This window comes from Mycobacterium ulcerans subsp. shinshuense (assembly GCF_002355775.1).
Classification (GTDB): domain Bacteria; phylum Actinomycetota; class Actinomycetes; order Mycobacteriales; family Mycobacteriaceae; genus Mycobacterium; species Mycobacterium marinum.
Window position 1 is genome coordinate 4,687,137 of record NZ_AP017624.1, and the last position, 20,197, is coordinate 4,707,333.

At 64.8% G+C, this 20,197-nt stretch carries 18 protein-coding genes and 1 pseudogene; 5 read left to right on the forward strand and 14 right to left on the reverse strand.

What is annotated here, in order from left to right; genetic code table 11:
- Positions 1 to 42: 42 nt before the first annotated feature.
- The 5 genes from tuf to SHTP_RS21020 form a co-directional block, all read right to left on the reverse strand.
- Positions 43 to 1,233 (reverse strand): elongation factor Tu, encoded by a 1,191-nt coding sequence (tuf, locus tag SHTP_RS21000; protein WP_011739036.1) that lies wholly within the window; start codon positions 1,231 to 1,233, stop codon positions 43 to 45.
- Positions 1,234 to 1,419: 186 nt separating this feature from the next.
- Positions 1,420 to 3,525 carry an elongation factor G gene (gene fusA, locus SHTP_RS21005; RefSeq protein WP_096371670.1) on the reverse strand — a complete coding sequence of 702 codons (2,106 nt, stop codon included), beginning with the start codon at positions 3,523 to 3,525 and terminating at the stop codon, positions 1,420 to 1,422.
- Positions 3,526 to 3,605: 80 nt separating this feature from the next.
- Positions 3,606 to 4,076 (reverse strand): 30S ribosomal protein S7, encoded by a 471-nt coding sequence (gene rpsG / locus SHTP_RS21010; RefSeq protein WP_096371671.1) that lies wholly within the window; start codon positions 4,074 to 4,076, stop codon positions 3,606 to 3,608.
- Positions 4,076 to 4,450 carry a 30S ribosomal protein S12 gene (gene rpsL, locus SHTP_RS21015; protein ID WP_003879423.1) on the reverse strand — a complete coding sequence of 125 codons (375 nt, stop codon included), beginning with the start codon at positions 4,448 to 4,450 and terminating at the stop codon, positions 4,076 to 4,078. Before rpsL ends, rpsG begins: the two co-directional genes overlap by 1 nt.
- Positions 4,451 to 4,824: 374 nt before the next feature.
- Positions 4,825 to 5,472, reverse strand: a complete 648-nt coding sequence (locus tag SHTP_RS21020) for a TetR/AcrR family transcriptional regulator (protein WP_011739032.1) — start codon at positions 5,470 to 5,472, stop codon at positions 4,825 to 4,827.
- Between the two features lie 263 nt (positions 5,473 to 5,735).
- Here SHTP_RS21020 and SHTP_RS21025 point away from each other — a divergent pair, with 263 nt between their 5' ends.
- Both SHTP_RS21025 and SHTP_RS21030 read left to right on the forward strand, forming a co-directional pair.
- Positions 5,736 to 6,113, forward strand: a complete 378-nt coding sequence (locus SHTP_RS21025) for a DUF3060 domain-containing protein (protein ID WP_096371672.1) — start codon at positions 5,736 to 5,738, stop codon at positions 6,111 to 6,113.
- Between the two features lie 49 nt (positions 6,114 to 6,162).
- On the forward strand, positions 6,163 to 6,639 hold the full coding sequence (locus SHTP_RS21030) for a DUF3060 domain-containing protein (RefSeq protein ID WP_096371673.1): 477 nt from the start codon (positions 6,163 to 6,165) through the stop codon (positions 6,637 to 6,639).
- Between the two features lie 49 nt (positions 6,640 to 6,688).
- On the opposite strand, the gene SHTP_RS21035 is transcribed toward SHTP_RS21030, so the two are convergent.
- Complete coding sequence (locus SHTP_RS21035; RefSeq protein ID WP_012392918.1) at positions 6,689 to 7,189, reverse strand: GbsR/MarR family transcriptional regulator; 501 nt, start codon at positions 7,187 to 7,189, stop codon at positions 6,689 to 6,691.
- Positions 7,190 to 7,372: 183 nt separating this feature from the next.
- On the opposite strand from SHTP_RS21035, the gene SHTP_RS21040 reads away from it, so the two are divergent.
- Entirely contained in the window at positions 7,373 to 7,801 is a 429-nt protein-coding gene (locus SHTP_RS21040; protein WP_096371674.1) for an MmpS family transport accessory protein, read from the forward strand.
- On the forward strand, positions 7,798 to 10,698 hold the full coding sequence (locus SHTP_RS21045) for an MMPL/RND family transporter (protein WP_096371675.1): 2,901 nt from the start codon (positions 7,798 to 7,800) through the stop codon (positions 10,696 to 10,698). Before SHTP_RS21040 ends, SHTP_RS21045 begins: the two co-directional genes overlap by 4 nt.
- A 56-nt stretch (positions 10,699 to 10,754) precedes the next feature.
- Here the strand turns inward: SHTP_RS21045 and SHTP_RS21050 are convergent, their stop codons facing one another.
- From SHTP_RS21050 to SHTP_RS21080, 7 genes are all read right to left on the reverse strand, one after another.
- Entirely contained in the window at positions 10,755 to 11,528 is a 774-nt protein-coding gene (locus SHTP_RS21050) for a crotonase/enoyl-CoA hydratase family protein (RefSeq protein ID WP_096371676.1), read from the reverse strand.
- Complete coding sequence (locus tag SHTP_RS21055; RefSeq protein WP_012392915.1) at positions 11,525 to 12,256, reverse strand: PaaX family transcriptional regulator C-terminal domain-containing protein; 732 nt, start codon at positions 12,254 to 12,256, stop codon at positions 11,525 to 11,527. The genes SHTP_RS21050 and SHTP_RS21055 overlap by 4 nt, the downstream gene beginning before the upstream one ends.
- A 13-nt stretch (positions 12,257 to 12,269) precedes the next feature.
- Entirely contained in the window at positions 12,270 to 13,208 is a 939-nt protein-coding gene (locus tag SHTP_RS21060) for a crotonase/enoyl-CoA hydratase family protein (RefSeq protein ID WP_096371677.1), read from the reverse strand.
- Between the two features lie 8 nt (positions 13,209 to 13,216).
- Positions 13,217 to 14,845, reverse strand: a complete 1,629-nt coding sequence (locus SHTP_RS21065; RefSeq protein WP_096371678.1) for an acyl-CoA dehydrogenase family protein — start codon at positions 14,843 to 14,845, stop codon at positions 13,217 to 13,219.
- A gap of 61 nt (positions 14,846 to 14,906) precedes the next feature.
- A complete protein-coding gene (locus SHTP_RS21070; RefSeq protein WP_096371679.1) occupies positions 14,907 to 15,755 on the reverse strand; it encodes a CE1 family esterase in 849 nt (282 codons plus the stop codon).
- Positions 15,756 to 15,820: 65 nt separating this feature from the next.
- Positions 15,821 to 16,579 carry a deoxyribonuclease IV gene (locus tag SHTP_RS21075; RefSeq protein ID WP_096371680.1) on the reverse strand — a complete coding sequence of 253 codons (759 nt, stop codon included), beginning with the start codon at positions 16,577 to 16,579 and terminating at the stop codon, positions 15,821 to 15,823.
- Between the two features lie 13 nt (positions 16,580 to 16,592).
- A complete protein-coding gene (locus SHTP_RS21080; RefSeq protein WP_231991175.1) occupies positions 16,593 to 17,525 on the reverse strand; it encodes an alpha/beta fold hydrolase in 933 nt (310 codons plus the stop codon).
- A 197-nt stretch (positions 17,526 to 17,722) separates the two neighbouring features.
- On the opposite strand from SHTP_RS21080, the gene SHTP_RS21085 reads away from it, so the two are divergent.
- Positions 17,723 to 19,636 (forward strand): neutral ceramidase, encoded by a 1,914-nt coding sequence (locus SHTP_RS21085; RefSeq protein WP_096372594.1) that lies wholly within the window; start codon positions 17,723 to 17,725, stop codon positions 19,634 to 19,636.
- A gap of 49 nt (positions 19,637 to 19,685) precedes the next feature.
- Here the strand turns inward: SHTP_RS21085 and SHTP_RS30500 are convergent.
- Positions 19,686 to 19,773 (reverse strand): annotated as a pseudogene (locus SHTP_RS30500) (PE family protein); the annotation flags it as partial.
- Between the last annotated feature and the right edge of the window lie 424 nt (positions 19,774 to 20,197).

A 20,197-nucleotide genomic window follows, 5' to 3' on the forward strand; every position in this document is an offset into this window, starting at 1 on the left:
CTATCCGGGCCTGGTTTTGACTGGTGCTGGATCCGGTTCGATCTACTTGATGATCTTGACGACCCGGCCGGCGCCGACGGTGCGGCCACCTTCACGGATCGCGAAGCGCAGACCGTCGTCCATGGCGACGGGCTGGATCAGCTTCACCGAGATGTTGGTGTTGTCACCGGGCATCACCATTTCGGTGCCCTCCGGCAGCGTCACCACACCGGTCACGTCGGTGGTGCGGAAGTAGAACTGCGGACGGTAGTTGTTGAAGAACGGCGTGTGCCGACCGCCCTCGTCCTTGGACAGGATGTAGACCTGGCCCTCGAACTCGGTGTGCGGTGTGGTGGTGCCGGGCTTGACGACGACCTGACCGCGCTCGACGTCCTCACGCTTGATACCACGCAGCAGCAGACCGACGTTGTCACCGGCCTGGCCCTGGTCCAGCAGCTTGCGGAACATCTCCACACCGGTGACCGTGGTCTTGGTGCTGGTCGGACGGATGCCGACGATCTCGACTTCCTCGTTCACGTTGATGATGCCGCGCTCCACACGACCGGTAACCACGGTGCCGCGGCCGGTGATGGTGAAGACGTCCTCGACGGGCATCAGGAACGGGCGGTCGGTCTCGCGGACCGGGTCCGGGATCGACTCGTCCACCGCGTCCATCAGCTGCTCGACGGACTCGACCCACTTCGGGTCGCCCTCGAGCGCCTTGAGCGCCGATACCCGCACCACCGGTGCGTCCTCGTCGAACTCCTGGGCGGCCAGCAACTCGCGGACCTCCATCTCGACCAGCTCGAGCAGCTCCTCATCGTCGACCGCGTCAGACTTGTTGAGCGCGACCAGGATGTAGGGCACACCCACCTGGCGAGCGAGCAGCACGTGCTCACGGGTCTGCGGCATCGGACCATCGGTGGCCGCAACCACCAGAATCGCGCCGTCCATCTGAGCCGCACCGGTGATCATGTTCTTGATGTAGTCGGCGTGACCCGGAGCATCGACGTGGGCGTAGTGCCGCTTCTCCGTCTGGTACTCCACGTGGGAGATGTTGATGGTGATACCACGCTGACGCTCTTCGGGCGCGTTGTCGATCTGATCGAACGCGCGCGACTCGTTCAGCTCCGGGTACTTGTCGTGCAACACCTTGGTGATAGCCGCGGTCAGCGTGGTCTTGCCGTGGTCAACGTGACCGATGGTCCCGATGTTGACGTGGGGCTTGGTCCGCTGGAACTTCGCCTTCGCCACTTCTGTGTCCTCCTGGACTGTTGGTGCTTAAAAAAGCAGTGTGTTGTTGATGTTTTCACTTATGCCGCGGAGTAACCGAGCCAGGTTACTCCCTGCCACCCTGGTGCCTTGCTCGGGTTCCCAACTCATACCGCCAGGCTCCCGGCTTGCCGGCCTTTACCTACTGCTGGGCTCCGTGCTCGTGGCTCACTCGCCCGTCGCCTTCGCGATGATCTCCTTCGACACGTTCGCCGGAACTTCGGCGTACGAGTCGAACACCATGGAGTAGTTCGCCCGGCCTTGAGTCTTGGACCGCAGGTCGCCGACATAGCCGAACATCTCCGACAGCGGCACGTGCGCCTTGACGACGCGAGCACCACTCCGCTCCTCCATGGCCTGAATCTGACCACGGCGGGAGTTCAGGTCGCCGATCACATCGCCCATGTAGTCCTCGGGCGTGGTGACCTCGACGGCCATGATCGGTTCCAGGATCACCGGGTGCGCCGCTGCCGCGGCCTTCTTGAGCACCTGTGAACCAGCGATCTTGAATGCCATTTCCGAGGAGTCGACCTCGTGGAAGGCACCGTCAAGCAGGGTGACCTTCAGGTTCACCAGCGGGTAGCCGGCCAGGACGCCGTACTGCATCGCATCCTGCGCACCGGCGTCGACCGACGGAATGTACTCCCGCGGGATACGACCACCGGTGACCTTGCTCTCGAATTCGTAAGTTGCACCGTCTTCGCCGGTGAACGGCTCGATGCAGATCAGCACCTTGGCGAACTGACCGGAGCCACCCGTCTGCTTCTTGTGGGTGAACTCGACCTTTTCCACCAGCCGCTTGATGGTCTCCTTGTAGGCGACCTGCGGCTTGCCGACGTTGGCCTCAACCTTGAATTCCCGGCGCATGCGGTCCACCAGGATGTCCAGGTGCAACTCGCCCATACCGCCGATGACGGTTTGGCCGGTCTCTTGATCCAGGTGCACCTTGAAGGTGGGGTCCTCCTCGGCGAGCTTCTGGATCGACAGACTGAGCTTCTCCTGGTCGCTCTTGGTCTTGGGCTCGATCGCGACCTCGATAACGGGATCAGGGAAGGTCATCGACTCGAGCACGATCTGGTTGTTCGGATCGCTCAGCGTGTCACCGGTGGTGGTGTCTTTGAGGCCGATCACCGCGTAGATGTGACCCGCCGACGCGGTCTCCACCGGGTTCTCCTTGTTGGAGTGCATCTGGAAGAGCTTGCCCAGACGTTCCTTCTTGCCCTTGGTGGAGTTGATGACCTGGCTGCCAGAGTCAACCTTGCCCGAGTACACCCGGACGTAGGTGAGCTTGCCGAAGAAGGGGTGCGTGGCGACCTTGAATGCCAGCGCCGAGAATGGCTCGTCGGTCGAGGGCTTGCGCACGACCTCCTCGTCCTCTTTGCCCGGCACGTGGCCGATGGCGGCCGGCACGTCCAGCGGGGAGGGCAGGTAGTCGATGACGGCGTCCAGCATCGGCTGCACACCCTTGTTCTTGAACGCGCTGCCACACAACACCGGATAGGCCTCCGAGGTGATGGTCAGCTTGCGGATCGCGCCCTTGATCTCGGCTTCGGTGAGCTCTTCGCCGCCGAGGTACTTCTCCAGCAGCGCTTCGTCGGTTTCGGCGACGGCCTCGAGCAGCTTGGTGCGGTACTCGTCGGCCTTCTCCTGCAAGTCCGCGGGGATGTCGACGACGTCGTACTTCTCGCCGAGCTTGGCGTCGGCGCTCCACACCTTGGCCTTCATCTCGACCAGGTCCACGACGCCTTCGAAGTCGCCCTCGGAACCGACCGGCAGCTGGATCGGGATGACGTTGGCGCCCAGCCGCTCCTCCATGGTGCGCACGGAGAAGTAGAAGTCGGCGCCGATCTTGTCCATCTTGTTGACGAAGCAGATGCGCGGGACGTCGTACTTGTCAGCTTGGCGCCACACCTGCTCGGACTGCGGCTCGACACCTTCCTTGCCGTCGAACACGGCCACGGCACCATCGAGCACACGCAGGCTGCGCTCCACCTCAACGGTGAAGTCGACGTGGCCCGGGGTGTCGATGATGTTGATCTGGTTGTCGTTCCAGAAACAGGTGGTGGCCGCGGAGGTGATGGTGATCCCGCGTTCCTGCTCCTGTTCCATCCAGTCCATGGTGGCGGCGCCGTCGTGCACCTCACCGATCTTGTAGCTGATACCGGTGTAGTAGAGGATGCGCTCGGTCGTCGTGGTCTTGCCAGCGTCGATGTGCGCCATGATGCCGATGTTGCGGACCTTGGTCAGGTCGGTCAGCACGTCCTTCTGTGCCACAGAAGTCTTCCCACTCTTTCGGTTGCTTAGTTAGCTATCAGTTGCCGCCGGGTTTGCTCCGACAGCTCGCCCCAGGACTCTTACCAGCGGTAGTGCGCGAAGGCGCGGTTCGCCTCGGCCATCTTGTGCGTGTCCTCACGCCGCTTGACGGAGGCACCCAGGCCATTGCTAGCATCCAGGATCTCGTTCGCCAGGCGCTCGATCATGGTCTTCTCCCGGCGTTGCCGCGAGTAGCCGACCAGCCAGCGCAGCGCCAGCGTGGTCGACCGGTCCGGCCGCACCTCGACGGGCACCTGGTAGGTCGCACCACCGACGCGGCGGCTACGAACTTCCAGCGCGGGCTTGACGTTGTCGAGAGCCCGCTTGAGGGTGATGACCGGATCGGTGCCGGTGTTGTCGCGCGCCTGCTCGAGCGCACCATAAACAATGCGCTCAGCGAGCGATTTCTTCCCCTGCAACAGGACTTTGTTCACCAGTTGCGTGACCAGCTGGGACCCGTAGACGGGGTCGTTGACCAGCGGACGCTTGGGCGCGGGCCCTTTGCGCGGCATTAGCTCTTCTCCTTCTTGGCGCCGTAGCGACTGCGAGCCTGCTTGCGGTTCTTGACTCCCTGGGTGTCCAGCGAACCGCGGATGATCTTGTAACGCACACCGGGAAGGTCCTTCACCCGGCCACCACGAACGAGCACCATCGAGTGCTCCTGCAGGTTGTGGCCCTCGCCCGGGATGTAGGCCGTGACCTCAACCTGACTCGTCAGCTTCACACGGGCAACCTTCCGAAGCGCCGAGTTCGGCTTCTTCGGGGTGGTGGTGTACACGCGAGTGCATACACCACGGCGCTGCGGGCTGCCCTTCAGAGCCGCGGTCTTGACCTTGCCGATCTTGTCCCGACGACCCTTGCGGACCAGCTGCTGAATGGTTGGCATCTACCGGCTTTCTTTCTCGCTGTTCACGTTTGCTGCGGGCCCCGTAACACTGCCCGCGCTATTTTGAAGTTCCTGTACTGCAGTTATGCCCGCAGCTGCACCCCGCGGCCGGGTGTGTCGCATACGATGGCCCCGAACTCAATCCGCTTGGCCGCCAAAAACATGGACATGCGAATTGGCCCGGCATCCACGCCCTCACGTCAGGCGCTGTAGGCCGCCAGGCACGAGCAACCACAATACCCGCCTGCGGTTAGGCAGGTCAAAGCGGCGGCTGAACTGACCATAGAACAGCCAATCAAGCGCCCTCGGCCCGGCCCCACCCCACCCGCGAGACACTCGAGCCGCGGGCCGGCACCCAAGATCATCGGGCGACGTCAGAGCGATTCCGCGCCGGTATGCGAGATGCGCTTTTCCATCCCCGCCGCCAGGCGCAGCACCATGTCGGAGAAGACCGCGTCGGTGTCGATCTCTTCCATCAAACCGGTCATTTCGAGCAGCACGAACCCGTGCAGTGCCGACCAGAACTCCAGCGCAGCGTGGAAAGCCTGCTCGCCTTCGAGGCCATATGAGGACAACACGGCGATCACCGGCGCGGCGGCGGCCCTGGTCGCGGCGGCGTACTCGGGGTCTTCGCCGCCCGGAGGCATCCGGGTGAATGCCGAGTACCGACCGGGGTGGTGGTGGGCATAGCTGCGATATGCACCGGCCATGACCAGCACCGCGTCATCGCGCGAACGCCCCTCGCCGACCCTGTTCAGCATCATGATGATGTCGTCGATCACCCGGACCCGCACCGCACCACGCAGGTCCTCGAGGCTGACCACGTGGTTGTACAGCGATGGCCCCTTGGTCCCCAGCTGAGTCGCGAGCGCATTGATGGTCAGCGAATCCCAGCCCTCTCGATCCAGGAAGGTCAGGGCACCGTCGACAATGGCATCGCGGCTCAGCTTGGCGGGGCGCGACGTAGATTTCGCGGCTCGCGGGCGCCCAGCCGCAGACGGCCCTTCCGCCGAAGCTGCCATGACTATCGCCCTTCAATTGCACTGGAGCTGGTCGCCGCCGCTGCGCGGCGAACTGCAGTTGAACTAATGACTCTAGTTGACCGGACCCACAACGACCGGGCCCGATGAGGCGGTGTCGGAAGTCGCCCGGGCAAAGCCGAGGCCGCACCGGTTGAAGCCGGTGCAAAATCCGTTGAAGGGCTGTCGCCGTGCCGGCCGGTACACCTAGGCTGAGTACACGGCTCAATCGAGTGCGAAGACGCGCCCGACGAAGGGGGCCCGCAGTGAAATGGACAACCGTCGCCGGATCGCTGGCGACCAGCGCGCTCGCCGTGGCTGTCCTGTCAACTGCCCCGCCGCCGGTCGCGAATGCCAAAAACGGTGACACCCATGTCACGGGGGAAGGCATCGTGCGCACGCTGGACTGCAACGACTCCACGTTGTTCGTCAACGGCACGGGGAACATCATCACCGCGAAGGGAACCTGTTGGGCGGTCACGGTTATGGGTTCGTCCAACACGGTCGTGGCCGACACCGTGGTCAACGACATCACCGCCTACGGCTGGGACGAATCGGTGTTCTTCCACAACGGCGATCCGTTCATCTGGGATCGTGGCCGTGAGCTGGGCATGGTAAACCGGCTTCAGCGAGTAGGCCCCTGAGGCCACACCAAGTAATCGTCCCCTCCCCCGCCTAGGAATTGAGGAGCCCATGCGCGCCCACCTACCGATGCCCCGACTGGCTGCGATCGCGCTGACGGCGATCGCCGTCCCAACAGTTCTCGGGCTGGCCGGCTGCAGTGAGACCGCCAGTCCCCCCGGGCCCTACAGCACCTCCGGGTCAGCCACGCCGACGAGCGGCCCAACCGCGGCGCCGACCACCTCCGGCGGCCCGACCACGACCGCGTCGATCGAAATCGGCAACATGCTCAACTACGGATCGATCGGGACCACGGCCACCCTCGACTGCGCCGACGGCAAGTCGTTGAATGTCGCCGGCTCGGAGAACAACCTGACCGTGACCGGCACCTGCGCGGCGGTGACCATCGGCGGGACCAACAACAGGATCACCTTCGACAAGATCGATCAGCGACTCACCGTCTTGGGCATCGACAACACGATCACCTACAAGGCGGGCGAACCCAAAGTCGACAACATCGGGTCGGGCAACAACATCGAGAAGGGCTGACGCGGGCCCACCGCGCGACGAGCGGCCCGAGCAGGGCCGAAGTTGGCGCTCAGGCGTCCCCCTCTTCGCCGCACTGGCCGTAACGCCCCAGAGCACCGGCGAGGACTTTCTCCATGTACGCCAACAGGTCCCGCATTTCATGCAGGCGTCGGCTTCGCTCCGGCGGGGCACCACCCAGTGCCTTGAGGCCGGTGTCCGCCAGGTTCTGCAGGTCGGCCATGGTTCGCAGACGCTCACGCTCGCCTGCCGCGAAGGCGTTGGGCCGCAACCGATAAAAGGTGCGCCGATCCCCGGCGACCGCGAGTCGCTCGATGAACCCGAATTGGATCAGCATCCGGGCAGTGGTGCTGATCCCACCACTACTGGCCGCCAACGCAGTCGCCAGTTCCTCTGAGGATTGGCGCTCGGGATCACACACCAATAGCCAGCCCAGCAATCGGCCCGCCAACCGAGTCAGACCGCTGGACTCGAAATATCCGCCCATCTGCTCGACGAATTCCATAATGTCAGCCTCGGTGCCGGCACGATCGACACCCTCGTTGACGCTCACAAGTTTCACCGTACTCTGAAACCTTAGTAGATTTCATCTAGACTGCCCGGTAGGTCTACAACAACTTCATGCGCAGGAGGGGAAGCCACCGATGAGCGCTCCAGGCTTCACCACCGGGCAAGGCGATCGAAGCGGACCGCTTCGGGTCGGCAAGCCCATCTGCAAGATTCCTCGGGGAAGACGATGATTGGCATTCTCAAGCGTGCGTGGATACCGCTGCTCATTCTGGTTGTGGTCGCGATCGCCGGTTTCACGGTCCAGCGAATCCGGACCTTCTTTGGGGCCGATGGCATCTTGGTGACGCCGAAGGTCTTCGCCAACGACCCCGAACCGTACGACCCCAAGGTGGTGAAGTACGAGATCTCGGGCTCCGGTAGCTACGCCAACATCAACTACCTGGATCTGAACGCGAAGCCGCAGCGCATCGACGGCGCCTCGCTGCCGTGGTCGCTCACCTTACAGACCACGGCACCGTCGGCCGCCCCCAACATCCTGGCCCAAGGCAATGGCAGTTCGATCAGCTGCCGGATCATCGTCGATGACGTGGTGAAGGACGAGAGGACCGCAACCGGCGTGGACGCCCTGACCTACTGCTTTGTGAAGTCCGCATGACCGCGACCACGACCGACACGCCGACCGACGTGGTCCCACCGGCCGAACACCCGCCCCGACCGTTCATCCCGAGGATGATCCGCACCTTCGCAGTGCCGCTCATCCTTGGCTGGGTGTTGCTCATCGCCGTCCTCAATAGCGTTGTGCCGCAACTGGAAGTAGTCGGGCAGATGCAGGCGGTGTCGATGAGCCCCGACGCCGCGCCGTCGATGATCTCGATGAAACACATCGGCAAAGTGTTCCGCGAGGGCGACTCCGACAGCGCGGCGATGATCGTGTTGGAAGGCCAGGAGCCGCTCGGCGCCGCCGCCCACAAGTTCTACGACAAGATGATCACCAAGCTTCGCGCCGACACCAAGCACGTCCAGTCGGTGCAGGACTTCTGGGGCGATCCGCTGACCGCGACAGGTGCACAGAGCGGCGACGGCAAGGCCGCCTATGTGCAGGTGAAGCTCGCCGGCAACCAGGGCGAATCCCTGGCCAACGAGTCGGTGGAAGCGGTGAAGACAATCGTCGACAGCCTGCAGGCGCCACCCGGCGTCAAGGTGTATGTCACCGGTTCGGCCGCGCTGGTCGCCGATCAGCAGCTGGCCGGCGACCGCAGCCTGCAGTTGATCGAGATGGTCACGTTCACGGTGATCATCGTGATGCTGCTGCTGGTCTACCGGTCGATCATCACGGCGGCGATCATGCTGACCATGGTGGTCCTCGGGTTGCTCGCCACCCGTGGGGGCGTGGCATTCCTTGGTTACCACCGGATCATTGGGCTCTCGACCTTCGCAACCAACCTGCTCGTGGTGTTGGCGATCGCGGCCGCCACCGACTACGCCATCTTCCTGATCGGCCGATATCAGGAAGCGCGCGGGCTCGGTCAGGACCGAGAATCGGCCTACTACACCATGTTCGGCGGCACGGCCCATGTCGTGCTGGGCTCAGGTCTGACGATCGCCGGTGCCACCTTCTGCTTGAGCTTCAACCGACTTCCGTACTTCCAGACCCTCGGTGTCCCACTGGCGATCGGCATGGTCATCGTCGTCGCCACCGCGCTGACCCTGGGTCCGGCGCTGATCGCCGTAATGAGCAGGTTCGGCAAGCTGCTCGAGCCCAAGCGAATGGCCCGGGTCCGGGGCTGGCGCAAGATCGGGGCCGCCATCGTGCGCTGGCCCGGCCCCATCCTGATCGGCGCGGTGGCCCTGGCGCTGGTCGGACTGCTGACCCTGCCCGGATACAAGACCAACTACAACGACCGCAACTACCTACCCGCCGACCTACCCGCCAACGAAGGCTATTCGGCCGCGGAACGCCATTTCTCCCAGGCCCGGATGAACCCCGAAGTCCTGATGGTCGAAAGCGACCATGACATGCGTAATTCGTCTGACTTCCTGGTGATCAACAAGATCGCCAAGGCCATCTTCGGCGTCGAGGGGATATCCCGCGTGCAGGCCATCACGCGGCCGGACGGCAAGCCGATCGAGCACACCTCGATCCCGTTTTTGATCAGCATGCAGGGCACCAGTCAAAAGCTGACCGAGAAGTACAACCAAGACCTGACCACCAGCATGCTGCAGCAGGTCAACGACATTCAGACCAACATCGACCAGATGGAGCGGATGCACGATCTCACCCAGCAGATGGCCGATGTCACCCACCAGATGGTCATCCAGATGAAGGGGATGGTGGTCGACGTCGAGGAGTTGCGTAACCACATCGCGGACTTCGACGATTTCTTCCGCCCGATCCGCAGCTACTTCTACTGGGAGAAGCACTGCTTCGACATCCCGGTTTGCTGGTCGCTGCGGTCTGTGTTCGACACCCTCGATGGCGTCGACCTGATGACCGAAGACATCAACAATCTGCTGCCGCTGATGGAACGCCTGGACACGCTCATGCCCCAGATGACGGCGATGATGCCCGAGATGATCCAGACCATGAAAAGCATGAAGGCCCAGATGCTGAGCATGCACTCCACCCAGCAAGGGCTGCAGGATCAGATGGCCGCGATGCAGGAGGATTCGTCCGCGATGGGCGAGGCCTTCGACTCGTCGCGCAACGACGACTCCTTTTATCTGCCTCCCGAGATTTTCAACAACCCCGACTTCAAACGGGGGCTGGAACAGTTCCTGTCCCCGGACGGGCACGCCGTGCGGTTCATCATCAGCCATGAGGGCGACCCGATGAGCCAGGCGGGCATCAACCACATCGACAAGATCAAGACCGCCGCCAAGGAAGCCATCAAGGGCACGCCGCTGGAGGGATCCACGATCTACCTCGGCGGTACGGTGGCGATGTTCAAGGACCTGTCCGACGGCAATACCTTCGACTTGATGATCGCCGGCATCTCCGCGCTCTGCCTGATCTTCATCATCATGCTGATCATCACCCGCAGCGTCGTTGCGGCCGCGGTGATCGTCGGCACGGTGGTCTTGTCGCTGGGCGCCTCGTTCGGGCTGTCGGTGCTGATCTGGCAACACATCCTCGGCATCGAACTGCATTGGTTGGTGCTGGCGATGGCGGTCATCATCCTGCTGGCCGTCGGCGCGGACTACAACCTGCTGCTGGTTGCCCGGCTCAAGGAGGAGATCCACGCCGGAATCAACACCGGCATCATCCGTGCGATGGGCGGCAGCGGGTCGGTGGTGACCGCGGCCGGGCTGGTGTTCGCCTTCACCATGATGTCGTTTGTGGTCAGTGAACTGACCGTGATGGCTCAGGTCGGCACCACTATCGGCATGGGCCTGCTGTTCGACACCCTGATCGTCAGATCGTGTATGACACCGTCGATTGCGGCCCTGCTGGGCAAGTGGTTCTGGTGGCCCCAGGTTGTCCGCCAACGGCCAGCTCCGCAGCCGTGGCCCACGCCGGCACCGACACCGCCACCGGCCACCACCTCCGTCTGAGTTCACCCAGCACGCAACCCGATGCGGCGCCCGCCCGGCGGCTCAACGGGTTGCGCTCAGTCGTGGCTCGCCTGGGCGCCGTGGCGACCGGCACCCGCGGCGAAGCGCCCGGCCCCCTCCAAGGCCTCGGCGGCCACTCGGGAAATGCTGGCGAATTCCAGATCGAGAGCCGCGGATTCGGGCAAGCCCCATTGCTGAAGCGCTGAGAGGCGATCCGATCGCAGGCATTGTTGCGGCAGCGCCGCCAGCTGGGCCGCCAACTCCTCGGCCGCTTGCCGGGCTTGTCCGTTGGGTACCACCCGATTCGCCAACCCGATTGCCAGCGCCTCGTCGGCCTGCACCGCACGACCGGTAAGGATCATGTCCATCGCCCGGCTGTGGCCGATCAGCCGCGGCAGCCGCACCGTGCCGCCGTCGATGAGCGGCACGCCCCACCGCCGACAGAACACGCCGAATACCGCGTCCTGTTCGGCCACCAGCAGATCGCACCACAACGCCAGCTCCAGTCCCCCGGCCACCGCGTAGCCACTGACCGCGGCGATCACCGGCTTGGACAGCATCATTCGCGACGGGCCCATCGGGCCCGGACCCGTCCGGTGCACGGCGTCGGCCTCCGCGGTGCCGAAAGCCTTCAAATCCGCTCCCGCGCAGAATGTTCCGCCATTTCCGCACAAGACGGCCACCGAAGCGGATTCATCCCGGTCGAATTCGGCGAATGCCGAGTAGAGCGCGGCAGCCGTCGGACCGTTGACCGCGTTGCGCGCCTGCGGCCGGTTGATGATCACGGTGGTTACCGGACCGTTGCGCTCGACCTGTACTAGATCACTCACTTCGCCTCCAGGAGTTGGTTTGTGCCGCGGCGTTTCGCCAGTTCAGTGGCGAAGTCGTGGTAGGCGCTACGAAGCTGAGCCCCCGGCCACTTCGCGGGCAGCAGCTCCTCGGGCAACATCGGATCCGAAAGCAGGTGGCGCACCATCGCCGCGGCCAGGGCGAACTGTCCCGGAATGTCTGCTGCCTCTGCCATTTCGGCCATCTCGCCGAGCAGTCGGTCACCTACCCCAGCCCATTCGGTCAGGTCCCACAGTTGCCCGGCCAACTCGGCCGGGGCGTCGTCACGCGCCGTGAGCACCCGCACCCGCTCGGCGACGTCGGCGGCCAGTTCCAGGTCGAGATTGTCGGGACGCAGCCATACCCCTTCGCGCAGTTCTGCGAAACGCTTGTCGTGCATGGTTGTTCGCAGCGCAGCACGGGTTCGCGCATCCGTGCCGACACTGGTCACAATCACCAGGTGCCAGTTCCCCTGCCAGGGCCGCACCCGCGGGCGCATGGCCTCGTCCTGCCGCGCTTGGCGCGCCAGCAACCGATCCGAGAGGCGATAGCCATCGGCCGAGCGGATCAGGTCGCCGCCGCTGACCATGCGGGTCAGGGCGACCCGCAGAGCCGTCTCCTTGATACCGAAATCGGCGGTGAGCCTGATCAATTCGCTGGCACTGGCCCAAGCGGGATGAGCACCCAGCAAAACGCTGAGCACCACTGATCGCGCTGTCATCGCCGCCACGGTGGCACCCTTCTCAAACCGAAGACGCCCGGCGGCCGTAGTCTCCGAACGGCTCGTCTCGATGCTTCACCGCATCCCGGAAGCCATGCTCGACCGCGTCGGCGACAAAGGCGTGCCCCTCGGGGGTGTGCCGAGCCACGCCGTCGAACACCGTGCTGAGCATCCGGCTGTTGACCACCCCTTGCTGCAGCAGTGCCGAGTTGAGCGCCAGCTTGATCATGATCAGCTGATTGACCGGCAGCGCGGCGATCCGCTCGACCAGGCGCTCCGTGCGCCCATCCAGGTCCTTGGGGTCGGGGGCCTCGACCGCGAGGCCCCACTCGGCGGCCTGCGCACCGGTGATGCAATCGCCGGTGAACAACAGCCGTTTGGCGCGTTGGTCACCGAGCCGGTGTGCCCATAGGCCCGCCGCCGGAACACCCCATACCCGCGTCGGCGGGTAGCCGATTTTCGCGTCGGCGGCGGCGATCACCTGATCGGCGTGCAACGCGATGTCGGTGCCGCCCGCAACGCAGTAACCGTGGATCTTTACCACGGTCGGCTTGTCGGCATGCATCAGGCTGGAGAACCCGCGCACAAACCGGCTCATCATCTGATAGTCGATCATCGGGTCCCAGGGCTGATTGGGTAAGTGGTTGACGGCCTGGGCCTTGCCGTCGAGCACCGTTCCGCGATAGCCGCCCTCGGCGCCGGATGAGGACGACCCCTCGGAATAGGCCGACAGGTCAAATCCCGCGCAGAATCCCTCGCCCCGGCCGGACACCAGAATGACGTGCACCGCCGGGTCAAGATCGGCGCGCTCCACCAGCGCCGAGAGCTCCAATGGGGTGTCCGCGACGATCGCATTGCCCTTCTCGGGCCGATTGAAGGTGATCCGAGCAACCCGGTCGGTGACCTCGTAGGTCATCGTTTTCAGGTTGTCGAAGTCGACCGGCCTGATGGCATGTGTCATCTCGGGGCTCAGCCCTTGACCAGGGCACGTTCGAGGATGGGCGCGAGATCCAGGCCGGTGGGCATGGTCCCGAATGCCCCACCCCACTGACCGCCGATCCGGGTGGCCAGGAACGCCTCGGTCACCGCCGGATGCCCGTGCCGGATGAGCAGCGATCCCTGCAGCGCCAGGCAGATGTCCTCGGCGATCTTGCGGGCCCGGTAGCCAATGGTTTCCAGGTCACCCAGTTGGCGCCGCAGCCCCTCGACGTGGTTGTCCTGGCGGGCATCCTGGCCCGCGCTGTGCGCCAGTTCATCGAAGAGCACCTCGACGCATTCGGGCTTAGTTGCCATGGCACGCAACGTGTCCAGCGCACTGACGTTGCCCGACCCTTCCCAAATCCCCATCAGGGGCGCTTCGCGGTACAGCCGCGGCATGCCGGACTCTTCCACGTAGCCGTTGCCGCCCAGGCATTCCAGCGCTTCGGCGGCGTGCGGCGTGGAACGCTTGCACACCCAATACTTGCTGGCCGCCAATCCGATGCGGCGGAACAGCGCCTCGGTCTGGTCACCGCGCACCGCCTTGTCGGTGACACCGGCCATGCGCATGGCCACGGTCGTCGCGGCCTCGGCCTCCACCGCCAAGTCAGCCAGCACATTGCGCATCAGCGGCTGATCGATCAGGTAGGCGCCAAAGGCCTTGCGGTGCTGGGCGTGATGCATCGCCCGGGTCAGCCCGGAACGCATGCTGGTGGCGCTGCCCAGGGTGCAGTCCAGCCGGGTGAGGTTGACCATCTCGATGATGGTCGGGACTCCGCGCCCCTCCTCCCCGACCAGCCACGCGGTAGCGCCGTCGTATTCGACCTCGCTGGAGGCGTTGGCATGGTTACCGAGCTTGTCCTTGAGCCGCTGCAGGAACATCCGGTTGCGGGTGCCGTCGGGCAGGATGCGCGGCAGCATGAAACAGGACAGTCCGCCTGGAGCCTGGGCGAGCACCAGGAAGATGTCACACATCGGGGCCGAGGTGAACCACTTGTGCCCGGTGAGCCGGTAGGTGCCGTCGGAGTTCGGGGTTGCCTGGGTGGTGCCGGCGCGCACGTCGGAGCCGCCCTGTTTCTCGGTCATCGACATACCGGCGGTGATGCCGGGCTTGGTGCTGGCCAGCCGCAGTTCCGGGTCGTATTCACGACTGGTCAGCAGGGGTTCGTACACCGCCGCCAGCTCCGGGTTGTAGCGCAGCGCGGGCACCACCGCATAGGTCATCGAGATGGGACAGATGTGGCCCGGCTCGACGGTCCACACCGAGGTTTTGGCGGCCCGCACCACGTGGGCACCCGGCCGATCATCGGCCCACGGCGCCGCGTGCAAGCCATGGCCGATCGCGGTGCGCATCAGCTCGTGGTACGCCGGATCGAACTCCACCTCGTCGATGCGATGACCGACTCGATCGTGGGTATGCAGGATCGGCCGGTTGCGGTCGGCCAGCTCGCCCCAGCGCTGCGCTTGGGCGCTTCCCGAGATCGCACCGAGTTCACTCACCTCTTCCAGGCCCCACTGTCCGCCCTCCTGGATCAGCGCTTCGACCAGCATCGGCGACGTCGCGGGGTTGTGGTTCTCCAGCAGCGGAACCTGGTTGGTGACGACATGGGTATCTGACATGCGATCAATGTTACATTTTTCCAACAACCGCACAAGAGGTGTAAGGCTGGTGATGGTCCGGCTACCGGGGATGCAGGGCGAAGAACTCCCACAGCATCTCGGTGGCCGCCAGCGGCCACTGATGGCCGCCATCATCGATGCTGACCAGCACCACACTGCGGTTGTTCGCACAGCTTGCGACGGAGGTGGCAACCAGACCGCTGACCGTGGCGACCGGCGCGTCACACCGATCCACGTGGCGCCAGAACGCATTCAGGTCCGGCACCGGCGGCCCCGCAATATGGGAGGCGGCGCCGGCCCCGGCGCCCCCCGCGTAGCGAACCAGCGGATCTCCGGTGCCGTGGATGTGCATCACCGACACCGGATGTGGAGACCGGCACGGGTCTAGCTGCGTCCCCGAGACCGGGCCGATCGCCGCGAAAATGCCGGTGTTGCAGGCCATGGTGTAGGCCATCATGGCGCCGTTGCTCATCCCCGCGGCATAGACCCGGTTCGCGTCGATGCCGAGGTTGTGGGCGACGTCGGCCACCGCCGCACCGATGAATGCGACGTCGTCCACGCCATCGCGCGCGGACCGGCCGCAGCAGCCTCCGCCGTTGACGTTCCAGGCCCTGTTGAGTCCATCCGGATAGACGACCACGAACTTCTCCGAGTCGGCCAACTCATCCCAGTCGTAGGAGCGTTCGGCCTGGCGAGCATTGCCGAACCCGCCGTGCAGCATCACCACCAGCGCAGCACCCGCGGGCAATCCCTCGGGCTGGTAGAGCCGATAGGTGCGATCGACACCGCCAACATCGATCGTGTGGAAACTGGTGCCCTCGGCAAAGCCGGCGGGCGGCGGTGCTCCCCGGTGCCCACAGCCGGCCAGCGCCACCAGAACGGCCAGTAACGTGAACAAATGGCGGCGCACAGATTAACCGTAGGCGCCATTAGCCGTGGTTACGCGCCAACGAAGCCGAAAAAAATTGCTGAAAATCAGCTGTTGAGTTTTTCCCGCAGGAACGCGATGTCATCCTTGCGGCCTTCTTCGGCGGTTTCGCAGATGATTGGGGCATCCGCGGCGCGTACCGCCGCCACGAGCAGTTCCGGATCGATTTGCCCGGCGCCCAGATTGGCGTGGCGGTCCCGACCCGATCCCGCGGCATCCCTGGAGTCGTTGCAGTGCACCAGGTCTATCCGGCCGGTGACGGCCTTGATCCGGTCCACACCATGAACCAGCTGCTCACCGGCCGCCCACGCGTGACAGGTGTCCAGGCAGAATCCGATGCCGGTGTCGCCGATGACGTCCCAGAGCCGGGCGATGGTGTCGAAATGACGCGCCATGGCGTGCTCCCCGCCGGCCGTGTTCTCCAGATACACCGGAACATCGGTCTGCAGTTGGTCAAGCGCCTTGCGCCAGCGCTGGAAACCCTCGTCGAGGTCGTTGTCGTCGGCGACGTGGCCGCCGTGCACGATCACCGCCGCCGCGCCGATGTCCGCGGCCGCATCACAGGTCTGCTGCAGGATCTTGCGCGAAGGGATGCGCACCTTGTTGTTCGCCGATGCCAGGTTGATCAGGTAGGGCGCGTGCACGTAGATCGGCAGCGCGGCGGCCTTGAGTTGTGCGGCGTCTTCACGGGGTTTGGGCGCTTTCCAGCTCTGCGGATTGCCCAGGAATATCTGCACTATCTCAGCGCCCTCGGCCTGAGCCGCGGCCAACGGATCCTGCGGACTGACATGCGAACCGATAAGCACGACGTCAGTCTAGCTAGGCACTGCGGTCGCCCAACTCGATGACATCGCTGTGGGCGACGGCCCGAGTTGCCATGGCGGACTTACCGTGCCCGATCGGTAAGCGCGTCCAGGTACTCCGACCAGCGGGTGCGGTCGACAAAACCGTAGTGGCCGGCTCCAGGCCAAACGCCCGCGGTGGCGTCGGGCAGCCGTTCGGCGACGCGTCTTGGCATGTCCGGCGAGATGATGTCGTCCGCGTCTCCGTAGAAGACGTGAAAAGCGCACGCACGTCCTCGAGCTCGAAGCCCCAATCCCACAGGGCCAGCGTCATCTCGTAGAGCCCTTCGCCGCCCTGCTGCGTCCCGGCGATGAAGTTGGCCTCAAACATTGCCCGCTGCGCCGGGTCGCACAGCAACGTCGGCGCGTCCGAGGCGTCCCTATGGGCCATGTTGTCCAGGTAGCCGCCGATGTCGCGCTGGGCCTTCCTGCTTTCGATGTGGTAGATCCACTTCAGCAGGCGCCGCAGGCGGCGACGCCTGACAACGTATCTGAGGTCCCGCATGGCCAGCAGCTTGGCGAACCCGTCCTGGTCCAACGGCCCGACCGGTGCGGCCAGGACGCCGTGGATGACTCGATCTGGCAGCCGCACCGCGATCGAAAGCGCGTGCGGGCTGCCACCCGAGTGGCCGGCGACCGCAAAGGCGCCAAGACCCAGGTGATCAGCGAGTTGCTCCATGTCCGCACCCCAATCCACCATCCTGCGGCCGGGCCGGGGCGTGGATCCTCCGACACCAGGCTGGTCGGCGGCAATCATCCACACACCCAGTGATGCGGTCAGATCGTCGTCGGGGTTTCGGATCACCGCCGAATCCGCGAAACCATGGCTGAAGATGACGGGCAGACCGCCGGGATCGCCGTAGGTCAGATACGTCAGTGTCCGGCCATCGGCCAGCGTGAGAGATTCCATCGGTCCTTCCCAGAATCACACCCGGCGTTTCCCATGACGCTAGGCCTACTGCCAACGTCTGGTCACGGGGTCTGCGGCCGGCCAGCACCGGCACACGCTCGGCGCGGGGCGCGTTGTGGTGGGGATAGGATGCCCGCGGGCCGCACTTTGCCAGTGCCCGTGAATTCGCCGGCGTCGTGGAGGATGAGGATTTGGCAATGCTTTCAGTCGGACGCGGCATCGCTGACATCACCGGTGAGGCGGCCGATTGCGGCATGCTCGGATACGGCAAGTCCGACCAGCGCACCGCCGGCATCCATCTTCGGCTCCGGTCACGGGCGTTTGTCTTTCGCGATGATTCCCAAGACGAGAACCCACGATTGCTGTTGGTGGTGGCCGAGCTGCCGTTGCCCATGCAAAACGTGAATGACGAAGTGTTGCGCCGCTTGGCGGAGTCCTATGGCGACACCTACACCGAGCAGAACACCCTGATCACCACGACGCACACGCACGCCGGGCCCGGCGGGTACTGCGGATACCTGATGTACAACTTGACGACAAACGGTTTCCGGCCGGCGACCTTTGCCGCGATCGTCGACGGAATCGTCGAGTCGGTGACCCACGCCCATGACGACGTGGCCCCCGCCGAGGTGATGCTGTCGCATGGCGAGTTGCACAGCGCGAGCATCAACCGGTCCCCATCGGCGTTCGACCGCAACCCGGAGGCCGACAAGGCTTTCTTCCCCAACCGCATCGACCCCCAAACCACGCTCGTGCGTATCGATCGGGGCGAGCACACCGTGGGCGCCATCCATTTCTTCGCCACCCACGGCACCAGCATGACCAACCGCAACCGCATGATCTCCGGCGACAACAAGGGCTTCGCGGCCTACCACTGGGAACGCACCGTCCGCGGCGCCGATTACCTCGCCGGGCGGCCCGATTTCATCGCCGCTTTCGCGCAGACCAACCCCGGCGACATGAGCCCGAACGTCGACGGGCCGCTGCCGCCCGGCGCCGCGCCGCAATGTGCTCTGGAGAACACCCGCCAGATTGGGTTGCGCCAGTTCGAGGATGCCTCCACCCAATTGGGCGCCACCACATCCATCGGCACCGGCATCGATGCCCGGTTGACCTATGTCGATCTCAGCTCGGTACGGGTGCGCGGCGAATTCACACCGGATGGTCAGGAGCATCGCACCGGGTCTCCGACCGTCGGCGCCGGTGGCATGGCCGGAACCGAAGAAGGCAAGGGCTTCCAGGGCTTTCACCAGGGCCAAAACCTGTTCTGGGACAAGCTGTCCGGGGCCATGTTCCGATTGGCCGGGGCCCTCGGCGCGACGCAGGCCCCCAAAGGCATCGTGGTACCCGCGGGCCTGCCGAACCGGGTACATCCGTTCGTCCAGGAAATTGCGCCTGTGCAGTTGGTGCGCATCGGGCGGCTCTATCTCATCGGCATCCCGGGCGAGCCGACCGTGGTCGCGGGGCTTCGGCTACGGCGCACCGTGGCCTCGATCGTCGGCGCCGAGCTGGCCGACGTCCTGTGCGTCGGCTACTGCAATGCCTACATCCATTACCTGACCACGCCCGAGGAGTACCTGGAGCAGCGCTATGAGGGCGGCAGCACGCTCTTTGGCCGATGGGAACTGCCCGCCTTCATGCAGATCGTGGCCGGCCTTGCCGAGGCGATGCGAGACGGTCGGCCGATCGCGCCCGGTCCCCGTCCGCGGCTTGCCCGGCCACTGAGCTGGGGGCGTGCCGCCCCCGCCGATACCGGTTCGTTCGGAGCCGTCATCGCCGAACCCGCCGCCAGCTACCGCCCCGGTGAGGCGGTGCAAGCCGCATTCGTCAGCGCGCTGCCCTCCAATGATCTGCGCCGCGGCGACACCTACCTCGAGGTGCAGCGCCGCGAGGGCCAGGACTGGGCGCGAGTCGCCGACGATGGCGACTGGTCGACCAGCTTCCACTGGGAACGGCAAGGGCGAGCCGGCTCACGGGTCAGCATTCGCTGGGAGATCCCCTGCGAAACCGTCCCTGGGCAATACCGCATCGTCCACCACGGGGCCGCGCGCAATGGGGTCGGCGCGCTGACACCGTTCACCGCGACGACTCGCGAGTTCACCGTCGGGTAGCTAGTCACTGCTGAGGTGGCCGCGCGGCAAGGTCAGCCACCCGCCCCACCGATCCCGGCGCCCCGTCGGTGCCGTTGCCGATCAACGGACGGCCCCAGCAACGCCTGGGTGGGTGCGTTGATCACATCCAGCGCTTCGTCGCGCGCAGTCCGCAGGATCGAGTGATTGGCGGCCTCGGCGTCTGCGTCGGCCAATATCTCCGGAACCGCCACGGCGTAAGACACCGATGTTCCCCCCTGCAGGTTATTCGGCGACTATTCGCGTCAATCGATACGCATTGGCGTCCGGAGCCCCCGAAGATCCATTTGCGCATTATCGTTAGCAGGCAGGAAAATTCGCTTTCAAGTCGCATTCTCCACCTTTGTTGCGCCCCAAAAGCCGCTGCTTGGAAAGCAATTGAATGGCGCGTTGTGACTTCCACTCGTATCACCGTCGCGCGAAATTCCATTGGCCGAAACGCGCCATTGTCCGCGGCCCCGAAAACGATCGCCGCCAGGCTGCGAGCAGGGGCGCGACGGGTGGCCGGACCTGCACACCCGGCAGTGCCACCTTGGCCCCCAG